We start from the raw sequence: 20,132 nt of genomic DNA on the forward strand, positions 1-20,132 counted from the left end.
AAAATCCTCTCCATTCGTTTATGGAGAGGATTTATTATAGCCGAAATGCAAAGCTATTTAGTAGGCTTAACAATACTATCAACCCATTGGAATAGCTCATCTAAATCATAGTCGCCAGAGTGAGGCACAGCCCAAGGTGTAGCGTAATCAACATTTTTGCCTACCATTTTTAATTTAGTCGCAAAAATAGCTGAAACTGCATGTGAAGTATCTCGGTCAGCCGTTCCTACACGAATACGCCAATGTTGTGCTGCTACACTATTTTCCACATAATTCATTGGGTTCATCACTTTTACTATTTCCGCATCCGCAAGTTGTGCATTTGCAACACGACTGCGATCTAACGAAAACTTCGTGAAATGTTTATTATTTACCAATTTATCTCCAAATAAATTATTTTCACCAGAACTGAGATCTAAACTGTCAAATGCTGGCGGAGATTTCATCCGCTTATCACTTTTAACATAGCCATCCCAATCAATGCCAACGACTTTACTATTTTCCATTTTTACCCACGTGGTTTTGGATAAATCAGCACCTTGCTGCACAGCTTTATCTGCAGCAGTGGCAATAATGTTAGTCAGATAAGTTTTAAATGAGCCGTTACCCTTTTCATCTAAAGTGAGTCGATTGCCCTGCTCATCAGTTAAATTCAAGCTATTTAAATAAGCTGGGAAATGTGCTTTTAGCTGTTCTGATAATTTAATTTCTTGTTCACTAAGCGAACCTTCAATTTTGGGTAGCATACCTTTAGCACGGTCGTTATAACTTTGTGCATTTAATTTACTCATATCCATACGGCTGTATTCATTTACGCCATTAAACTCCCATTCATAAGCACTATCTGCATTTTCTAAATTAATAATCGGGCAATATGCAGAAACTGCAAAAATAGCGTCACTCGCTTCCGCAGCGCCCAACGCTTTAAAATATTTCGCATAATCTGCATGATTTGCCGAAGCCCCTAATAAAGAAGATAACGCCCCACCTGCGGATGTACCATTTGCAATGATTTTATTCGCATCACCAGCCATTTTAGTGTTGTTAGCGTGTAAATAACGTACAGCAGATTTCAAATCAATAATTGCAGCAGGCGCTTTACCAGTGTAATTCCCCTCTGTGCCTAGCGTTCTTCCTCGCGCGCCCACACTAGCTACTACGTAACCTTTAGAAAGTGCGACTAAAATGGTGTCAGGTTTATTGCCTCGAGCTGGAACTTGTACTTTTTCACCCGTTGGATCATCTGCGGGGAATTCAGGAATACCTGCTGGCTTTTTAGTTGGATTACCGATAGGTTTTACCCCCGTTGGGCGAGTATCAGGCGATTTTGCCTTCGCAGGCATATAACCACCAACTGAATTAGGCAAGAAAATAGGCGCATTTTCTACATTATAGCCATTAATTTCTCCACCATTAAAATAGGCTTCTGGCACATAAAAATTAAGTGTTTGATAATCTGGCTCAACAGGATTTTGTACATAAACAATATTTTCAAATGCACGATATTTAATTTCTAAACCATTCACCAATGCTTCTACCGTTCGATAATTTTTATCATTAAAATTTAAATCAAAGCCATTTTCTAGTTGATTAGCAAAAGCAGGTTCTACTGGTTTATCTGTTGATTGAGCAAAGGCTTGATTCATCACAATTGCACTCAATACACATAAGCTAAACTGTTTTATTTTCATATCGACTCCTAATCCTAATAAAAAAGGTGATTACGAATAATCACCTTTTATTATAAATCACAACCTATCTCAGATAACAGGTTATTCATTTCCAATAGAATAAACAGATAATTGCAATAATCGCAATAAACACACCTAAGTAGTTAATTTTATTGATTTTTTCTTTAAAGATTAAAGCACCAATAAAAGTTCCTAAACAAATTACCCCAAGGTTCATACCTGTAAATACCAAGGTCGGATCATCTTTCATCACTTGGTGTGCTTTAATATAGAACAAAATATTACAGAAATTTAAGACACCCAATAACAAGCCAACCATAACGCTTGCTACGTTCCATTGCGTACGTTTCAGCAATAAGTAAGCGAACATTAAACAGCCTGCAAATACAAACGCAATCAATAAGGTAACAGGGAAAGCCGAACCTGATTTAGCAATTTGTTTAAATAAGGTATCGGTCATACCATAACCTAACCATACACAAGCGAGACTAACAATTGCAATTTTGCCCCCTTTACCCATACCATGGTGGGTTTTCCACAACAAACAGCCGAGTGCAACAAAGGCTAACATCAGCGCAATCAGTTTATTTTGGGTAATTTGCTCACCAAAAATGGTAAATGCCGCCAAAATTGGCAAAAATAGCGATAAGCGTTGCGCGGCATCAGTACGAATGATCCCCGCAAACTCCAGCGATTTTGCTTGAATTAAGAAAACGGTTGGCAGTAAAAAGCCCAATGCAAAAAAGAGATACGCTGATGGGCTATTTGCCACAATTTCAACGACTGTTTGTCCTTTAAAATCGGGGTTGAGTAAGAAGTAGGTCATTGAAGTAGTAACAATATAGTTTACTGCAATGCTTTGATCGATAGCGATTTGTTTTTGGCGAGCTACTTTAATCAGCACTCCCACAGAAACGCTACACAAGATAGCAATAACAAGCTCTAACATAAGAAAATAATCCTTTATTGATAAAGATTCGCATTCTACAAATTTCCAATTTGGATAGAAAGCACAAGCGGTCGGATCTGTGCAAAATTTTCGAAATTATGTGCAGATTCGACCGCTTGTAAAAGCTATCTACGTTCAAATAAACGTCTTTCTGGATTTTCTAATTGCTCAACTAAAATCAGAATTGCCGCATCGCCGCCCCATTCTCTTGGCGCTTGATGTAATGCAAGCACTTTAGGATGTTGCACTAGCCAACGAGGGATTTGATCTTTTAAGGTACGTGTACCAAACCCAGTCATAATACTGGCGCAATACACCTGCTCTTTTTCGCACGCCAAAATCAATGCAGCTAATTCTTTTTTAGCTTGCTCTCGTGTTAAGCCATGTAAATCTAAAAAGAGTTCAGGCTGAAAATCACCACGGCGCAATTGTTTTAAAATATAAGGATCAACATCTGCGCGCAGGTATTTTACTTTTTCATTTTCTTCTCGTAATAACGGCTCATATTCATCAGAAAAGAAAAATTCGGTATCTTTTTGTTCTTGCAGCTCTCGCAACTCACTCACTTTTTTACGCAGTGTCGTTTTTGGTACAAATGTGTCTTGTTTAATTTTTTTAGTGCCTTTGATCGCTTCTTGGAAAAGCGCAAAATCTTCATTATCTAGCATAATTCTTGTTTACCCATCACTAACAATTCCGCTTGAGGGAAATAGCGTTCCATATAATTTTTAAAATAGTTTAACGTACTTTGATGAATCACTTCATCGGTTGGCGGATAGCTATTATAGATCAAACTCACTAATGGAATCTGTTTTTGTTGGCAAACCATTAAGCTTAGCAAAGTATGATTGATTGAGCCTAATCGTCCAGAGGTCACTAAAATCAGCGGTAGCTTTTGTGCGATAATGTAATCAAGCGTCGTCTGGTGCGCATCATAAGGCACCGCCAAACCACCAGCGCCTTCTAGCAATACATAATCATATTTTTCCGCTAATAACTGGCTGGCTCGGCTAATTTTGGCTGGTTCAATGACCCTATTTTCTCGTTCTGCGGCTAAATGAGGCGAACAGGGATATTCAAATAAATACGGACAAGTTATACTCGCTTTATCTTCTTCGGTTAAAGCCATATTTTGCATTTGGCGGTGTTGCAAAATATCGCTCGAAACTCCACGGCAACCCGTTTGAATCATCTTTTGCGTAATCACCGAATAGCCCTGCGCCATTAAGCGTTGTGCATAAAAACCTGTAGCCACAGTTTTACCAATGTCAGTATCAATGCCTGAAACAAAAATGATTTTGCCCATTACTTTCTTACTCCCAAAATAAAAATTGGTGTATAAGTTAAATACACGCCCTGCTCACAACTAAATCGCGCAAGATATTGTTGATTAAATTCACTTAGCATTTTGCGAGTCCAGATGTTACGAGAAGTTGCAGTAACGCCTGTTTGGCGCAAATGTTGTAATACCGCTAATGGCGAGGGAAACGCTAAGCGAATTTGCTGTTGATGAATATGCAATTTAGTGAAATCATTACCTAACCACGCCTGCCAATCCTGTTGATTAGGATAAGTTAAACCAACGCCAGTAAGCTGGCGAATTTCAGTTAAATTTTCTGAACTAAAGCTATTAAACAACAAAACACCACCAGTCTGTAATAAGTCCGAAGCTTGCCTCACAAAAGCCTGTGGATGCTCAAACCATTGAATAGCTGAAGCTGAACTAAGCAAATCAAATTTGCCTTCAAAGACCAAATGTTCAGCATCGCCCTCCATAAATTCAAACGAAACAAGCGGTCGATTTTTGGCTATTTTTTGCAAAAGTGGCTTTCGAAAAACTGCACTTAAATCATTCACAACTAATTGTTCAATCGGGTATATGGCTAACAGTTTTTGGGTAAAATCGCCCGTACCACAGCCAATTTCTAACACGCGTTTAAAGCTGGCTTTATCGGTTTGTGCTAATAGCTGAACCAATTGTTGATTAATTTGTTGTTGTGCCAGCGCATGCTCATCGTATTCATTGGAATGTGCGATAAATCGCTCGGCAATCAAAGATTTTGCTAGCTGTTCCATAATTGTTGCCACGCTGAAAAATGTTGCCAGAGATAATGCTCCCCCTCACTAATTTGGCTAATCTGAGCATTTTGCGTTTGCCAGTAAGCAAGTTGATTATGTGGTGGAAAAATTCTATCTTTCTCACCAATAATCACATGATCCCAATGAATACTCGGTGAAACCGCTTGGGCATCTATGGCTAAATTTAATTGCTTAAGCTCCGCCGAAATCTCTGCTAAAGTGCGCCGTTCAGACAACGCTAGATAATGATTGAGCAGTTGTTTATCGCCACAAATTCTGCGTTCAAATTTCAGGCGGTTTGCTTCATTTAGCGTTTGTAAGGTTCCCTCAAAAATTTGCACAGGAATGCCCCATTTATCATGTTTTGGAAACGGTGTACCATTGATGGCTGTAGCACTCTGAAAGGGGAGATGAGCTAAAGTTTTTTCTGCCACCCAAATGCCCATTGACCACGCCACTAAATGGATTTTTTGGTAGCGGTTAAAATCAAATGAAGCTAAGGTTAAATCTTGATAATCATAACAAATCAGTAAATCGTAGCCTGCGGGTATGGTTAAATGACTTACCACACTTGGTGGGGTTGCCCAACCTGCAAAATATACAATCAAATTAGCTTGATCAGTATTTTTTGAATGGGAAATGAATTTGGTTTTCACTTTTTCTCCTTATAAACAAGCGATCAGTTGATTTAGTTCATCTTCGGCTAAATCTGCGGTTAATGATAAGCGAATACGCGCCATACCTTTCGGCACTGTTGGGGGACGAATCGGTAAACAATAAAAGCCTTGTTGTTGTAAATATTTAGCTTTTTGTACCGCTTGCTCATTCTCGCCAACCACAAATGGAATAATGCAACTTTGCGTTTGCAGTGGATAATCATTTTTCTGTTGCACCGCTTGTTTTAATCGGTCACTTAGATAAGCCAAGTGTGTCCGTTTGGCTTGTAATTCAGGCAATTGTTGAAATAAAAAAGCCGTCCAAGCGACATTAAGCGGCGGTAAAGCGGTCGAAAAAATCAATGGACGCATACTATTAATTAAGTAATCTTTGATCAACTGATCACACACTAAATAAGCGCCGACTGAAGCAAGTGCTTTTCCAAAAGTACCGACTAAAAAATCAATCTCTGCAATACAATCAAACACTTCTGCCATTCCTAAGCCTTGCTCTCCATAAGCACCAATAGCGTGTGCTTCATCCACATATAGCATAACTTGGCACTGATTCGAGAACACTTTTTTCAGTGCGACTAATTCGGCTAAAGGCGCAATATCGCCATCCATGCTAAAAATACTTTCTGTAACGATAATAATTCGCTCAAATTGAGTAGCGTATTTAGTGAGTAGCTGCGTTAAATGTTCCAGATTATTATGTTGATAGCGATAAAACGATACGCCTGCTAAACGAATACCATCAATTAAACTTGCATGAACTAATTTATCAGCAAGAACCAGCGTATTTTTATCGGCGAGTGCGGGTAAAATACCAATATTGGCGTGATAGCCACTGTTGAACAACAACGCTGCCTCACGAGAAAATCGGTTTGCGATCAATTGCTCAAGTTCTTGATAGATAGGGAAATTCCCTGTAAGCAGACGAGATGATGATGAAGTTAATGGATTAACAAGCGGTTCATTTTCAAGCATTTTTTGCAAAAATTCGCGCTGTAATCGTTGATCTGCAGCGAGTCCCAAATAATCATTTGAAGAAAAATTTAACATTCTACGCTTATCTGCAATAATCCACTTCCCTTCATGTGAAATGTTAGGTAGCGCGCGTTTTAAGCCCGCTTGAGTGAGTGCCTCTAATTTTTGTGTAAATACATTCATAATACCTCCATGTATTTCAATTATTCGTTATAGGCTTGTTTTAGTACGGCTAATAAAGCACTGGTGAGTTGGGTTAATTCGCTATTGCTAATAATAAATGGTGGCATTAAATAAACTAACTTGCCAAAAGGGCGAACCCAAATGCCGTGTTCGACAAATAATTTTTGTAACGAAGCCAAATCCACCGCTTGTCGCATTTCTAGCACGCCAATTGCGCCTAACACACGGACTTCTGCCACCGATTTAAATTGGCGAGCAGGCGCTAGTTCTTCCTTTAGTTGTTGTTCAATGCGTTTAATATTTGTTTGCCAGTCCTGTTCCAATAATAAATTGATCGATTCATAAGCAATCGCACAGGCAAGCGGATTTGCCATAAATGTCGGACCGTGCATAAAACATTTTGCCTCGCCTTCGCAAATTGTTGTTGCCACTTTTTCAGTGGTAATCGTAGCGGATAAGGTTAAATAACCGCCAGTAAGTGCTTTGCCCAAGCAAATAATATCTGGCACAACTTGTGCATATTCGAGTGCAAATAATTTACCTGTGCGCCCAAAACCTGTTGCAATTTCATCAAAAATTAATAGTACACCAAAACGATCACATAACTCTCTTGCCTTTTGTAAATAGACGGGCGAATAGAAATACATTCCGCCAGCGCCTTGCACTATCGGCTCTAAAATTAATGCAGCAATTTCATCTGCATGCTGTTCAAATAAATCTTGTAATGGCTGAATGGCGTCTTCACGCCATGTTTCCCCAAATTTTACGCTCGGTTGTGGCAGAAAATATTGTACAGGTAAACTCGCATTGAATAAGCCATGCATGCCTGTGACAGGATCGCAAACTGACATTGCATGCCACGTGTCACCGTGATAGCCCGCGCGAATAGTGGCAAATTTAGTGCGTTTTTTTACCGTTTTTGCACCGCTTGCTTGCGCATATTGCAATGCCATTTTCATCGCCACTTCAACCGCCACTGATCCGCTATCCGCAAAGAAAATTTTGTTTAATTCAGACGGTAGAATTTCTAATAATTTTTGCGCAAGTTTTGCGGCTGGCTCATGGGTGAACCCGCCAAACATAATATGGCTCATTTGATTTAACTGCGTTATTGCAGCTTGGTTTAAACGGGGATGATTATAGCCATGCAAAGCGGCCCACCATGAAGACATTCCATCAATCAATCGACGCCCGTCTTTTAAAGTGATGATCACGCCATCAGCACGTTCTACAGGATAAACAGGAATCGGATGAGTGATAGAAGAATAGGGATGCCAGATATATTTTTGATCTAATTCAAGAATCTGAGTTGTTATCATTTTTATTTTTCCTTTAATTTTTTCGGAATTCTAGCGTAAAAACATATATCGGTATAGAATAAGCCAATTTTTACTTAACAAAGGGGACAACTATGTTCGAATACAATTTAGAATTATTAGAAGAAATCTCGGAGTCATCAACCGCTGATGATTTAAAAACCATTCAAGATATGATGCGTTGGGCTTATAGCTATTTTAACGCTTCAGATCTTTACTATGGTCACGGATTAGATAATGCTTGGGACGAAGCGCATCAATTAGTATTAAGTGCTTTAAACTTACCTATTGATGTACCTGAAGCAATGTATTCATCTAATCTTACCCGCCTAGAAAAAGCACGCATTATTGAAATGGTAGAACAGCGTTTAGGTATGCGTAAACCTATTGCTTACTTAACTAACTCAGCGTGGTTCTGCGGTGCAGAATATTATGTTGATGAACGTGTTATTGTGCCTCGTTCACCTATTGGAGAATTAATTCAACAAGGCTTTACAGGCATTTTACGTGCCGAACCAAAACGTATTTTAGATATGTGTACAGGTAGTGGATGTATTGCGATTGCTTGTGCAAACCGATTCCCAAATGCAGAAATTGATGCAGTTGATTTATCAATGGATGCATTAGATGTTGCGCAAATTAATATTGAGCGCCACCAAGTAGCTCATCGAGTATTCCCAATTAGTTCAGATCTATTTAATGATATTCCACAAGATAAATATGATTTAATTGTGACCAATCCTCCGTATGTTGATCAAGAAGATTTAGACGATATGCCAGAAGAATTCCATCATGAGCCTGAATTAGCATTAGGTTCTGGCGTAGATGGTTTAGACATTACCAAACGCATTCTTGCTGAGGCTCCAAATTATCTCGCTGAGAATGGTGTATTAGTATGTGAAGTAGGTAATAGCATGGTACATTTAATTGAACAATTCCCAACTGTGCCATTCCATTGGATTGAATTCAAAAATGGTGGTCTTGGCGTCTTTACCCTTACTCGTGAAGAATTAGTAAAACACCACCAATTATTTCAATAATAAAACAAGCGGTCATATTGCTTCTATTTTTTGCACAAAATCTTAACAAAGATGACCGCTTGTTTTTTTTGAGGTTAATTTAGCTTAAATATATTCTACATTAATAATGTCGAATTCTACTTTTCCACCTGGGGTAACAATACTTACTGAATCATCCACTTCCTTACCGACTAAACCACGAGCAATTGGTGAATTTACTGAGATTAAGCCCTCTTTGATATTCGCTTCATCATCGCCTACAATGCGGTAAGTCACTTCTTCATCAGTATCTGCATTCACTAAACTTACCGTTGCCCCAAAAATCACTTTGCCATTATTTGCCATTTTGGTTACGTCAATAATTTGTGCGTTACCTAATTTACCTTCGATTTCTTGAATACGGCCTTCACAGAAACCTTGCTGTTCACGTGCTGCATGGTATTCCGCATTTTCTTTTAAATCGCCATGTTCGCGGGCTTCTGCAATCGCATCAATAATTTGTGGGCGGCGAACATTTTTTAAAAATTCTAATTCTTCGCGAAGCATTTCTGCGCCACGCATCGTCATTGGAATTTGTTTCATTATTTATCCTTTTAGAAAAATTTTAAGGTTTACGAATATAAGTGAAAGGGCTATTATTCAACGTCTTGTTAAAAATATCAACTCCCGAATTTATATGCTGTTTAAATCTATTGGCAAACTCATGCCAAAACTCTCATTAATTAGTTTACTTCTTCCAAACATTGCGCACGCAGAAATCAATACTCAAGAGTTACTCCCTCATCTTCCTGCAGGAAGCTCTGCGAGTTTTATTGCAAAAAATTTAACCACCAATCAAATTATTGCTCAATATCAAAGTGATATTTTTATGTTGCCCGCCAGTACTCAAAAGGTATTCACTGCATTGGCGGCAAAACTATCGTTACCTACCGATTTTCGCTTTCAGACCGCCTTGCTTACCAATGGCAAAGTAGAAAATGGCGTGCTTAATGGCGATTTAATTGCGAAATTCACAGGTGATCCTGATTTAACAAGCGGTCAGCTTTATCAATTAATTAACCAGTTAAAAAAGCAAGGTATTCATAAAATTACAGGTAATTTGATTTTAGATACCGCCGTTTTTGCCAGCCATGATAAAGCCTCTGGCTGGATTTGGAATGATTTACCCATGTGTTTTAGTGCTCCACCCGCTGCGGTTAATATCGATCACAACTGTTTTTACGTTACGCTGAATGCAGACCAAACAGTCGGTGAATTTGCTAAAGTAAATGTGCCATCAGCTTACCCCGTACAGGTATTCAGCTCCGCTTATATCGTAGAAAAATCACAAGCGCCATATTGTCAATTAGATGTGGTGGTAAATGATAACAATCGCTATCAAGTGAAAGGCTGCATGGCTCGGCAAGTGGAACCATTCGGGCTAAGTTTTTCAGTACAAGATCCTGCAAGTTATGGCGCAAACTTAATTAAAGCGAATTTGAAACGTGTTGGTATTACTTTTGAAGGGAAGATTCAAGAGCCTCTAAATCCACAAAACGGCACATTGCTCGCTGAACATTGGTCTGTTCCTTTGCCTGAATTATTGAAAAAAATGATGAAAAAATCAGACAACCAAATTGCAGATAGCTTATTTAGAAGGATTGCCAATCAACAACATAATCGTCCAGCTTCATTTCCATTAGCAAGTCATACTGTACGAAATGTATTAAAAACAAAAGCAGGGATAAAATTTGATAACAGTGTCGTGGTGGATGGCTCAGGGCTATCTCGCCATAACCAAGTAAACGCAGAAACCATGTTACAAACCTTGGAATACATAGCCAAGCATGAAGAAAACTTACAGCTGTTTGAAACCTTTCCGATTGCTGGTGTTGATGGCACGATTTCAGGCAGAGGATCAATTGCAGTTGAGCCATTAGCAAAAAACCTGATTGCCAAAACAGGCTCATTAAAAGGCGTGTATAATTTAGCTGGTTTTATGAAAAATGCCCGCGGCGAACAAATCGCCTTTGTTCAGTTTGTTAATGGCTATTCAACGGGCGAATTAGAAAACAAAACCAAACGTGCGCCACTATCTAATTTCGAACACAAATTATATATGGCACTTTATAATGAATAACTAAAAATGGCGTACCTCACATTGGTACGCCATTTTTGTTATGCGATTAACGCTTTATGGCTTCGCTGCATTTTTACTTCGATATAACTACAGCCTGGTTTGATTTTGAGTTCATTTTGCTGAACAAATTCAATTAACGCAGAATAAAGTTCTCCTGCAATGCCTTTACCCTGAAAGGCTTCATCCACCTTGGTGGTATAAGCATCGATCACATTATCTTTAATATAGCGATAGCGCAATCTGCCTACCTGCACACCTTCTTCAGTATAATAGCTAAATTCAAAATGAGTTAAATCGTGTTTAATCATTATTCCTCCTATAACTTTCACTATTCTACTCTTCTTCCTAACCTCTGCAAGCGGTCCAATTTGTAAAAATTTCTACAAATTCAACCGCTTGCCCATGAAAAAAGCAAACGTTTGCGCTATAATAAAATGGTATTTGTTTAACATTCATTTTAAGGAACTTAGAAAAATGGCGATTCAACAGGCGTTATTAAGTGTGTCAGATAAAACAGGTATTGTCGAATTTGCACAGGGGCTGGCAGCTCGTGGTGTAAAATTACTTTCAACAGGTGGAACAGCCAAATTATTGGCTGAGACTGGCTTAGCAGTAACGGAAGTATCTGATTACACAGGTTTTCCTGAAATGATGGACGGGCGTGTAAAAACGCTTCACCCTAAAGTCCACGGTGGGATTTTGGGACGTCGTGGTTTAGATGATGAAGTAATGAACCAGCACGGCATTGAGCGTATTGATATGGTGGTGGTTAATCTCTACCCGTTTGCCGCAACGGTCGCAAAACCTGACTGCACTCTTGAAGATGCCGTAGAAAATATTGATATTGGCGGGCCAACTATGGTGCGTGCCGCAGCGAAAAATCATAAAGATGTTGCGATTGTAGTAAATAATAACGATTTTGATGCGATTCTTGCAGAAATGGATCAAAACCAAAATGAATTAACCTTCGCAACCCGTTTTAACCTTGCTATCAAAGCATTCGAACATACCGCACAATATGATTCTATGATCGCAAACTACTTCGGTAAATTGGTTCCGCCATATCAAGGCGCAGAGGAAGAAGATTTAAGCCAAGAGTGTGGTCAATTCCCTCGTACATTAAACCTAAATTTCGTGCGTAAACAAACCATGCGTTACGGTGAAAACTCACATCAAAATGCGGCATTCTATGTAGAAGAAGTGAAAGAAACCTCTGTAGCAACAGCAAAACAATTACAAGGCAAAGCACTTTCTTATAACAATATCGCCGACACCGATGCAGCACTTGAATGCGTAAAAGAATTTGCAGAGCCTGCGTGTGTTATTGTTAAACACGCAAACCCTTGTGGCGTAGCATTAGGCAAAGACATTTTAGAGGCTTATAACCGTGCTTATCAAACCGACCCAACATCAGCATTTGGTGGCATTATTGCCTTTAACCGAGAATTAGACGGCGAAACAGCGCAAACTATCGCAGAACGTCAATTCGTGGAAGTGATCATTGCACCGACTGTTTCAGAAGCGGCAAAAACAGCACTTGCGAAAAAGAAAAATGTGCGTGTACTCGAATGCGGTGAATTTACTCAAGCGCAAAAACGTTTAGATTTCAAACGTGTAAACGGCGGTTTATTAGTACAAGATGCTGACCAAGGTTCAATCTCAATTGAAGATTTACAAGTAGTTTCCGAACGTAAACCAAGCAAAGCGGAGCTTGAAGACTTATTATTCTGCTGGAAAGTCGCAAAATATGTCAAATCAAATGCGATTGTCTATGCGAAAAATGGTCAAACAATCGGGATTGGTGCAGGTCAAATGAGTCGCGTATATTCAGCGAAAATCGCTGGTATTAAAGCGGAAGATGAAGGTTTACAAGTTGCTGGCTGTGTAATGGCTTCAGATGCCTTCTTTCCATTCCGTGATGGTATTGATGCAGCAGCTAAAGTGGGGATCACCTGTGTAATTCACCCAGGTGGTTCAATGCGTGATCAAGAAGTGATTGATGCAGCAAACGAACACGGTATGGCAATGGTCTTAACAGGAATGCGCCACTTCCGCCACTAATTATATGTCCGAACCAGCGGTCTATTTTCGTTAATATTTTGCAAACCTCCTCCGTTTCAATTGCATTGCAAAAAAACCAAATAAAATAGACCGCTTTTATATATAAAATTTATGCCCATAAAAAAGCGAGATTTCTCTCGCTTTTTTCACTGTTACTCTTAGTTGATTCCATATTGTTCTGTATAAGGAATCAAGCCTTTTTTCAGCATCTTACGTACGCCACTACTGTAGTTCGTGCCGAAGCGTAATTCAAAATTCACACCAAACTTATTGTCATAGTATAAATCATTAATACTATCTGGCGCACCCGTTGGGGTTGCAGTCAGCTTACGAGCCACGTAAACATTTGCACTCCAGCAACAAGTGTTATAGTTCATAGAGAATTGTGTTTCCACAAGCTTTTTCAGCGCAATATCATGATAATGGCTTGCCATAAATGCCACTTTATCGGTCAATTCCCAGCCTACTACCGCACCAACTTGTTTAATATCTTGCCCGTAAGCGTTACTGCGCAAGTTTTGATTAATGTAATCTTTACTTGCAAAGCGGTAATTCAACTGAATCACTTTATCTTGGCTTGGCTTGTATTGTAACGATGTATTCGCTAACGAGGTTTGGTTTAAGCGAGTATCGTATTGATAAGCTCCATGCCAATTCCATTTACGGTGGAATTTCCAGTTTGATTCCAACGCCCAAGAAGAAGAACGTTTTGCTGTACTATTTATAGATGAATCATCAATTTTTGATGGACTTAAATAGTAGGTTTGCCCTGCACTAAAGTTAAAGATTTCTGCGCCCGTTTTCTCATTAAAAAAGCGTGTTGTTCCCCCTGCGGTAACTAAATTTGCCGAAGAAATACGGTCTAAACCGCTATAACGGCGATCATTAAACAGAGAGAAATAATCACTTTGCAATAAAGCAGAATCGTAACCTAACCCAACACTGCTATGTTGTTTAGAGCCAATATCAGCTTGGTTTTTATATGGACGATAGATGTATTGCACTCGAGGCTCAAAGGTTTGATTAAAGCCACTAAAGAGCTGTTTATCCGCCTCTAAGACAGTTTGTAAATCAATTTTTACTTGTGGAATCACACGAGTTACGTTTTTATCCACTTCTCCTGCTTGATTACTGCTACCCTTTTCTTGAATATAATGCGTTGCATATAACTTTGTTTCAAAGTTTAAGCTGCCATAACGGTTTGCAAATGGGAAGTTCAGCGTAGGCTCAACATGAAAACGCCATGCTTTTGGCATTAATGTACTATCGTTTTCAAAACGTGCTACTTGTGTGAAAAGCTTGAAATCGCCGCCTTTCACTAAGCCATCTTTGTAATAGTTAAAATCAATTTGTGGTAACACTCGATATGGACCAATTTCCAAATCATCAAAGGTTTGGAATTTCTTACCTGAAATCGATAAGTTGTAATTAGGTTGGAAATAACCCAACTTGAATTGTTGAGTCGCATAACCATCGGTACTGCTACCATATTCCGAATCAAAATCGGAGAAGTAGCGTTTATCACTCACTTTGGTGTAATCCACATATAAACGCCAATCTGTGAGGAAACTCATATTATGGCGCCAGTGTACTAAATAGCGTTTGCGATCATTATCATCTGGTTTGTATTCGTCTAAGCGATCTTTGTCCATATATTCGCCCGCCACAATCCCTTCACCTAATTTGGTGAGATAACGGAATTCTGGACTAATTTGCCAGCCACGACGTGAATAATAGGTTGGTGTAATGGTTGCATCCATATTAGGTGCAATATTCCAATAAAACGGCTGTGAATAAGTAAAACCATCTTTGCTCGAACGGCTAAAACTTGGAATCAATAAGCCTGAGCGACGGCGATCACCAATCGGAAATTGCAAATACGGCGAATAAAATACAGGCATACCAAGTACTTTAAAGCGTGCGTGCCAAATTTCAGCATATTCTTCATCAACATGCTGAATCATCTCATTACCTTCAATTGCCCAAGCATTGTCATTTGGTAAACAAGCAGTAAAAGTCGCATTTTTTAAGATGCGTTTATTTTTACTAAATGAGCCGCTTTCCGCAGTACCTCGTCCTTGACGCCCCACCAGCTGAAATTGCGTATGCTGTAAATCTGCCGTTTCCGAACCAAGATCCATTGCAGCATCACGCCCTTGAGCTTGAATCAAGTTATCTTGATATTGATATTTACCTTTCAAAAACACACGGCGCTGTTGTTCGCCGTTCTGCTCTACTCGCACTTCATCAGCAAGAATGGTACGGTTACCCTGTTTAATCGCTACATCACCAGTATAAGTTGCATCTTTAGGTTGATTGATTATTGCGCTATCTGCTTCAATTTCAACAGGTAGTAAGGTTTGATCACCTTGAATTTCTTCACCTTGAAAATGAGGAACACCTAATAGACACTGTTCTCTCAAATCTGCTTGTGCATACTGAGCATAAAACGCAGTCATCATTGCAACAGAAAGAACACTATAACGAGTTTTCATAATAGTTCCTTATATGGATGGGCTAACCCATCGTAAATTTCAAAAGGATGTACACCTTTTACTTAAATAATTCGAGAAAATTGCTGTCTTTTCGCAAGCTGTCTTGAATACACATCAAAACATAAGCAAATGTTACGAATTAACAAACGACCTCGTGGTGAAACCACAATACTATGCTCATTAATTTCTAATAAACCGTCTTTGACGAGCGGTGCTAATAATGCTAAATCTTCAGAAAAATACTGTTTAAAATCAATTTGATACTCTGCCTGCAAGCGGTCAAATTCGAGTTTAAAATTACAAATCAGCGCTTTAATCACATCACGACGAATACAATCATCTTGCGTGAGTGCTAAGCCCTTATGTAGCGCAATGCCACGCGCTTCTACATTAGCGTAATATTGCTGTAATTCTTTATGATTTTGCGCATAAGTATCGCCAAGTAAGCTAATTGCCGACACGCCCATACCAAGTAGATCACATTCTTCTTGAGTCGTATAGCCTTGGAAATTGCGGTGCAATACGCCTTGTTGCTGTGCAATCGCAAGTTCATCATTAGGTTTTGCGAAGTGATCCATACCAATAAATTTATAGCCATTACTGCCTAAAAACTCGATTGTTTTTTGTAAAATAGTCAGCTTAGTTTCTGGCGCTGGCAACATATCATCTTTAATTTTGATTTGTGCTGCAAAACGGCTTGGTAAGTGCGCATAATTAAATACACTCATTCGATCTGGATCGAGTTCAATCACTCGTTCAAGGGTGTACATAAAACTTTCAACATCTTGCTTTGGTAAACCGTAAATCAAATCAATATTAGTTGAAGCAAAACCTAGTTCTTTCGCACGTTTCATCAAGGCAAAAATAAATGCTTCATCTTGCTCACGATTCACTAGTTTTTGCACTTCTTTATTGAAGTCTTGGATCCCCATACTAATTCGATTAAAACCAATTTGGCATAAATGATCCAACATGGTTAATTCAATTTCACGTGGATCCATTTCGATACTAATTTCAGCATCATCACTTACATTAAAATGCTTGCGTAGCATTGCCATTAAACGCTCTGATTGTGCTTCATCTAAATACGTTGGCGTACCACCGCCCCAGTGAATTTGGGTTACTGTGCGGTTGGTAAATAATGGTGCGCGTGTTTTGATTTCTTTTTCCAGATAATCCAAATAAATATCTACTTTATGTTGATGGCGAGTAATGATTTTGTTACACGCACAAAAGTAACATAATTTATGGCAGAAGGGGATATGCACATAAAGTGATAACGGACGATTTGGATAGCGTGCTGCAGCCACTTTAAAATCATCATCATTGTAGCTTTCACTAAACTCTAACGCCGTTGGGTAAGACGTATAACGAGGGCCTGATTGGTTGTATTTTTGAATAAGGGCTAAATCCCAAATAATTTCTGACATTGGATTTCCTTCAAAGATAGGAGTCACTCACAAAAGGCGATTGTTCTAAAAATGGGTAATATCAATAAGTAATTGATGACACTCTGCTTTAATTTGAGCTTCTAGCTCAATTTCTTTCGATTCACGCCGTAGATCTTGCTTCATTCGTTCATTGCGTTTTAATACCTTACGTGCGTCTAAAATCGGCATATCTTCCACCACTTGATACAGCTCCCACATTGCTGGATATTGATTTAACGATTTACCTAATACCTCAAGTAAGGGTTTTAAACGAAGCACACCTTCTGAAAAATCACATTGTTCAGAAAGCATTGCTCGAGCAATAACATCAATACTCTCAATAATTCGTGTAAAGCGAGTTTTCTGCGCTTGTTCTGCTTGCTGCAACAATGCTTTATGTTGCGCATTTTGTTTGCGTAGCTTCAGCATTAAATAAGCAGCGTAACCCGCCATAGAAAGCACAATTAAAACGGCAAGAATAATAAGAAAAAATCGAATCATACGTTTTTCTAATCTTATCTAAATTGATTAATATCCATGGTTTCGAATTGACGAAGTAACGCATCACCATTGTCTTCGTCTTCCTCTTCGATACCTAATTCTGTCATTAACTCATCAATACGATCTAAACATTCATCCACAAATTGTTGATCTTTTGCCGATAAGGTTTTACCTGCTTCAATTTCATCGAGTAATTGGTTTAAGATCTCATTATTCTCTAATTGTTCTAGCTCTAACTCAGGTGATAAATGTGGTTTGAATGCTTCTAATGGCACAGGTTTGATTGTTTGACCTTTCTCTGGTCGATTCACAAATTCCACCATAAGTGGCACTTTTTTACGGCTACCAATACGAGGATCTTTTACCTCTTTTACTGCTACTTTTTTCTGTTCTGCTGGATCAATATTGCGTGAACCTGTTGGCAAACCTTTATGTTTACGCTTTTTCTTTTCTTCACGGGCTTTTGCATCTAGCTCATAACGAGTAGGTTTACGATTCTTACCGCCACCTAATTTAGGTTGCTCTGGCTTTTTATCTGCTTTTCTGGCAGGCATGATGTCGGTAATTCGACGAGTTTTTTTTGTACGGCTCATAATATCTATTCTTTTCTATAAAAAATTAAACGATTATTCTACAAGGAATCTGATTTGCTGAACAGAGAGGAAATGAAAATAGCGGTCAGATTCTCTGAGAATTTTGCAAAAAATTCTGTAAATTCGACCGCTATCTATCGCTAAAAACTTTTAACTCGCTACCCATAACAGAATAGCTAATAATTGAGGTAAGATAATGCGTAAAAACATCACAAGTGGATAAACCGTGGCATAAGAAAGTGCTGCGGCGCCATTTCCGTCTTTAATTTCATTCGCAAATGCCAATGCTGGTGGGTCAGTCATTGAGCCTGCAAGCAAACCACATAATGACAGATAATTAAGTTTGCCATAAATACGGGCAATTAATGCGGTCACCATTAGTGGCACAAAGGTAATCATTGCACCGTATCCCATCCAAGCAAGTCCTTCAGGGCTTAATAATGTCTCTAAAAAATTCGCGCCTGCTTTTAATCCAACCACCGCAAGGAATAGCACAATACCAATTTCTCGTAACGCTAAATTCGCACTCGGAGGCATAAACCAATAAAGTTTACCGATACTACCAATTCTGGCTAGAATTAATGCTACAACTAGTGGTCCACCTGCCAAACCTAATTTTAGCGCCACAGGAAAACCAGGAAGGTAAAGCGGTAATGACCCCAACAATACCCCTAAACCAATCCCAATAAAAATCGGTAACATTTGTACTTGTTGTAATTTTTGATGTGCATCACCAATGATTGCCCGCACTGTTTCAATATCTTCTTGGCGTCCAACTAAATTCAACACATCCCCAAATTGTAACGACATTTCACCACTCGGAATCAGTTCCACTCCTGCTCGATTTAAGCGAGAAATTACCACATCATATTTGCCTTTTAGCATCAAATGGCGGATCTTTTTACCGAATACATTTTCATTAGTCACCACTGCTCGCTCTGAGCGGTAACAAGTGCCTCTGGTAGATAACGAAATGTTCGCTTGTTCACCTAAAATGAGCTGCATTTTATGTAGCATTGCTTTTTCGCCGACTAAATGCAATACATCACCAAGTTGTAGCACCGTATCCACTTTAGGCACAATCAGCTCTTCTCCTCGTTTTAAACGAGAGTAAATTACTTTGTGGCTTTCAAAATCAGGGATTTCTTTTAATTTCAAACCACCGAGATTTGGATTAATCAGGCGCACATTTAAACTATCTAGCCCTTCTTTTTGCTGATTTTGGCTGTTATCAAAATCAATCGCTTCTTTATCTATATTGATTTTGAATATAATTCGAACAAGCCACATGGATAACAAAATACCAATAATGCCAAACGGATAAGCAATCGCATAACTCATTCCCATTACCGCCGTGGTATTCTCCCCCGCTAGTTCAGCCAATACTTGTTGTCCTGCCCCGAGCGATGGTGTATTGGTTACCGCACCAGAAAAAATCCCTAAAATAACAGGTAATGGTACATCAAAAAGTAGATGAATCAGCGCAACTAAAATACCGCTTAATAACACAATTAAAATGGCAAAAGCATTTAGTTTTAAGCCAGATTGCCGTAAAGAGCCAAAAAAACCTGGACCAACCTGAATCCCAATTGAATATACAAACAAAATTAAACCGAATTCTTGAATAAAATGTAAGGTATGCGCATCAATTTGAATGGCATATAGCGAGGAAAAATGCGAAACGATAATTCCCCCAAATAATACACCGCCAATGCCTAGTCCCACACCATTGATCTTTAAATGCCCTATCCACAAGCCTAAAACCGCCACCAATGATAACAAGCTGACGATAATCGCTATATCACTCATATTGAATCTCCACTAAAAATAATTACTGGTAAAATTCTAGCAAAGCTGAACATTAAAAAATGCGAACTAATTCAAAGAAATGACCGCTTGTTTAGCCCAAAAGCTGATCCACCTCAAAATTTAGGTGGATATACCAATAAGTTTTTCTAATTTTAGAAATAATTTTTCTTATACCTCCCTTTGACAAATTACAGTGTTTGCACTAGTATCAAGTAATATCTATTTTTCAACATTCATTTAA

The 20,132-nt window shown here is 38.8% G+C and carries 18 protein-coding genes; 3 read left to right on the forward strand and 15 right to left on the reverse strand.

Annotated features, from left to right (window positions below; all coding sequences use genetic code 11):
- Positions 1 to 53: 53 nt before the first annotated feature.
- The 8 genes from F8M47_RS07405 to bioA form a co-directional block, all read right to left on the reverse strand.
- Positions 54 to 1,646: a subtype B tannase gene (locus F8M47_RS07405; RefSeq protein WP_150539612.1), complete on the reverse strand. Its 1,593-nt coding sequence runs from the start codon at positions 1,644 to 1,646 to the stop codon at positions 54 to 56.
- Positions 1,647 to 1,776: 130 nt separating this feature from the next.
- Positions 1,777 to 2,640, reverse strand: coding sequence for an EamA/RhaT family transporter (locus F8M47_RS07410; RefSeq protein WP_150539484.1), 864 nt, complete (start codon positions 2,638 to 2,640; stop codon positions 1,777 to 1,779).
- A gap of 125 nt (positions 2,641 to 2,765) precedes the next feature.
- A complete protein-coding gene (smrB, locus tag F8M47_RS07415) occupies positions 2,766 to 3,308 on the reverse strand; it encodes an endonuclease SmrB (protein WP_150539485.1) in 543 nt (180 codons plus the stop codon).
- Positions 3,302 to 3,946 carry a dethiobiotin synthase gene (bioD, locus tag F8M47_RS07420; protein ID WP_150539486.1) on the reverse strand — a complete coding sequence of 215 codons (645 nt, stop codon included), beginning with the start codon at positions 3,944 to 3,946 and terminating at the stop codon, positions 3,302 to 3,304. Before bioD ends, smrB begins: the two co-directional genes overlap by 7 nt.
- A complete protein-coding gene (bioC, locus tag F8M47_RS07425; RefSeq protein ID WP_150539487.1) occupies positions 3,946 to 4,716 on the reverse strand; it encodes a malonyl-ACP O-methyltransferase BioC in 771 nt (256 codons plus the stop codon). Before bioC ends, bioD begins: the two co-directional genes overlap by 1 nt.
- Positions 4,704 to 5,375 (reverse strand): DUF452 family protein, encoded by a 672-nt coding sequence (locus tag F8M47_RS07430; RefSeq protein WP_150539488.1) that lies wholly within the window; start codon positions 5,373 to 5,375, stop codon positions 4,704 to 4,706. The genes bioC and F8M47_RS07430 overlap by 13 nt, the downstream gene beginning before the upstream one ends.
- A 9-nt stretch (positions 5,376 to 5,384) precedes the next feature.
- Positions 5,385 to 6,548: an 8-amino-7-oxononanoate synthase gene (locus tag F8M47_RS07435; RefSeq protein ID WP_150539489.1), complete on the reverse strand. Its 1,164-nt coding sequence runs from the start codon at positions 6,546 to 6,548 to the stop codon at positions 5,385 to 5,387.
- 20 nt (positions 6,549 to 6,568) lie between these two features.
- Positions 6,569 to 7,867 carry an adenosylmethionine--8-amino-7-oxononanoate transaminase gene (gene bioA, locus F8M47_RS07440; protein WP_150539490.1) on the reverse strand — a complete coding sequence of 433 codons (1,299 nt, stop codon included), beginning with the start codon at positions 7,865 to 7,867 and terminating at the stop codon, positions 6,569 to 6,571.
- 92 nt (positions 7,868 to 7,959) lie between these two features.
- On the opposite strand from bioA, the gene prmB reads away from it, so the two are divergent.
- Complete coding sequence (gene prmB, locus F8M47_RS07445) at positions 7,960 to 8,904, forward strand: 50S ribosomal protein L3 N(5)-glutamine methyltransferase (RefSeq protein ID WP_150539491.1); 945 nt, start codon at positions 7,960 to 7,962, stop codon at positions 8,902 to 8,904.
- An 84-nt stretch (positions 8,905 to 8,988) separates the two neighbouring features.
- On the opposite strand, the gene greA is transcribed toward prmB, so the two are convergent.
- Entirely contained in the window at positions 8,989 to 9,465 is a 477-nt protein-coding gene (greA, locus tag F8M47_RS07450) for a transcription elongation factor GreA (RefSeq protein ID WP_150539492.1), read from the reverse strand.
- A 121-nt stretch (positions 9,466 to 9,586) separates the two neighbouring features.
- Here greA and dacB point away from each other — a divergent pair, with 121 nt between their 5' ends.
- A complete protein-coding gene (gene dacB / locus F8M47_RS07455) occupies positions 9,587 to 11,002 on the forward strand; it encodes a serine-type D-Ala-D-Ala carboxypeptidase (protein ID WP_425292574.1) in 1,416 nt (471 codons plus the stop codon).
- Positions 11,003 to 11,040: 38 nt separating this feature from the next.
- Here dacB and F8M47_RS07460 read toward each other — a convergent pair whose 3' ends face one another.
- On the reverse strand, positions 11,041 to 11,310 hold the full coding sequence (locus F8M47_RS07460; RefSeq protein WP_150539494.1) for a GNAT family N-acetyltransferase: 270 nt from the start codon (positions 11,308 to 11,310) through the stop codon (positions 11,041 to 11,043).
- Between the two features lie 166 nt (positions 11,311 to 11,476).
- Here F8M47_RS07460 and purH point away from each other — a divergent pair, with 166 nt between their 5' ends.
- A complete protein-coding gene (gene purH / locus F8M47_RS07465; protein ID WP_150539495.1) occupies positions 11,477 to 13,063 on the forward strand; it encodes a bifunctional phosphoribosylaminoimidazolecarboxamide formyltransferase/IMP cyclohydrolase in 1,587 nt (528 codons plus the stop codon).
- A 158-nt stretch (positions 13,064 to 13,221) separates the two neighbouring features.
- On the opposite strand, the gene lptD is transcribed toward purH, so the two are convergent.
- The 5 genes from lptD to F8M47_RS07490 all read right to left on the reverse strand — a co-directional run bounded on the left by lptD (position 13,222) and on the right by F8M47_RS07490 (position 19,891).
- Positions 13,222 to 15,558, reverse strand: coding sequence for an LPS assembly protein LptD (gene lptD, locus F8M47_RS07470; protein WP_150539496.1), 2,337 nt, complete (start codon positions 15,556 to 15,558; stop codon positions 13,222 to 13,224).
- A 62-nt stretch (positions 15,559 to 15,620) separates the two neighbouring features.
- The gene (gene hemN / locus F8M47_RS07475) at positions 15,621 to 16,988 is read right to left on the reverse strand and encodes an oxygen-independent coproporphyrinogen III oxidase (protein WP_150539497.1); all 1,368 of its coding nucleotides are present in this window, start codon (positions 16,986 to 16,988) and stop codon (positions 15,621 to 15,623) included.
- A gap of 45 nt (positions 16,989 to 17,033) precedes the next feature.
- A complete protein-coding gene (locus F8M47_RS07480; protein ID WP_150539498.1) occupies positions 17,034 to 17,489 on the reverse strand; it encodes a DUF2489 domain-containing protein in 456 nt (151 codons plus the stop codon).
- Between the two features lie 14 nt (positions 17,490 to 17,503).
- The gene (gene yihI / locus F8M47_RS07485) at positions 17,504 to 18,082 is read right to left on the reverse strand and encodes a Der GTPase-activating protein YihI (protein WP_150539499.1); all 579 of its coding nucleotides are present in this window, start codon (positions 18,080 to 18,082) and stop codon (positions 17,504 to 17,506) included.
- Between the two features lie 150 nt (positions 18,083 to 18,232).
- Complete coding sequence (locus F8M47_RS07490; RefSeq protein WP_150539500.1) at positions 18,233 to 19,891, reverse strand: putative transporter; 1,659 nt, start codon at positions 19,889 to 19,891, stop codon at positions 18,233 to 18,235.
- Positions 19,892 to 20,132 lie beyond the last annotated feature (241 nt).

Source organism: Actinobacillus vicugnae (assembly GCF_901687125.1).
Taxonomy (GTDB): domain Bacteria; phylum Pseudomonadota; class Gammaproteobacteria; order Enterobacterales; family Pasteurellaceae; genus Actinobacillus; species Actinobacillus vicugnae.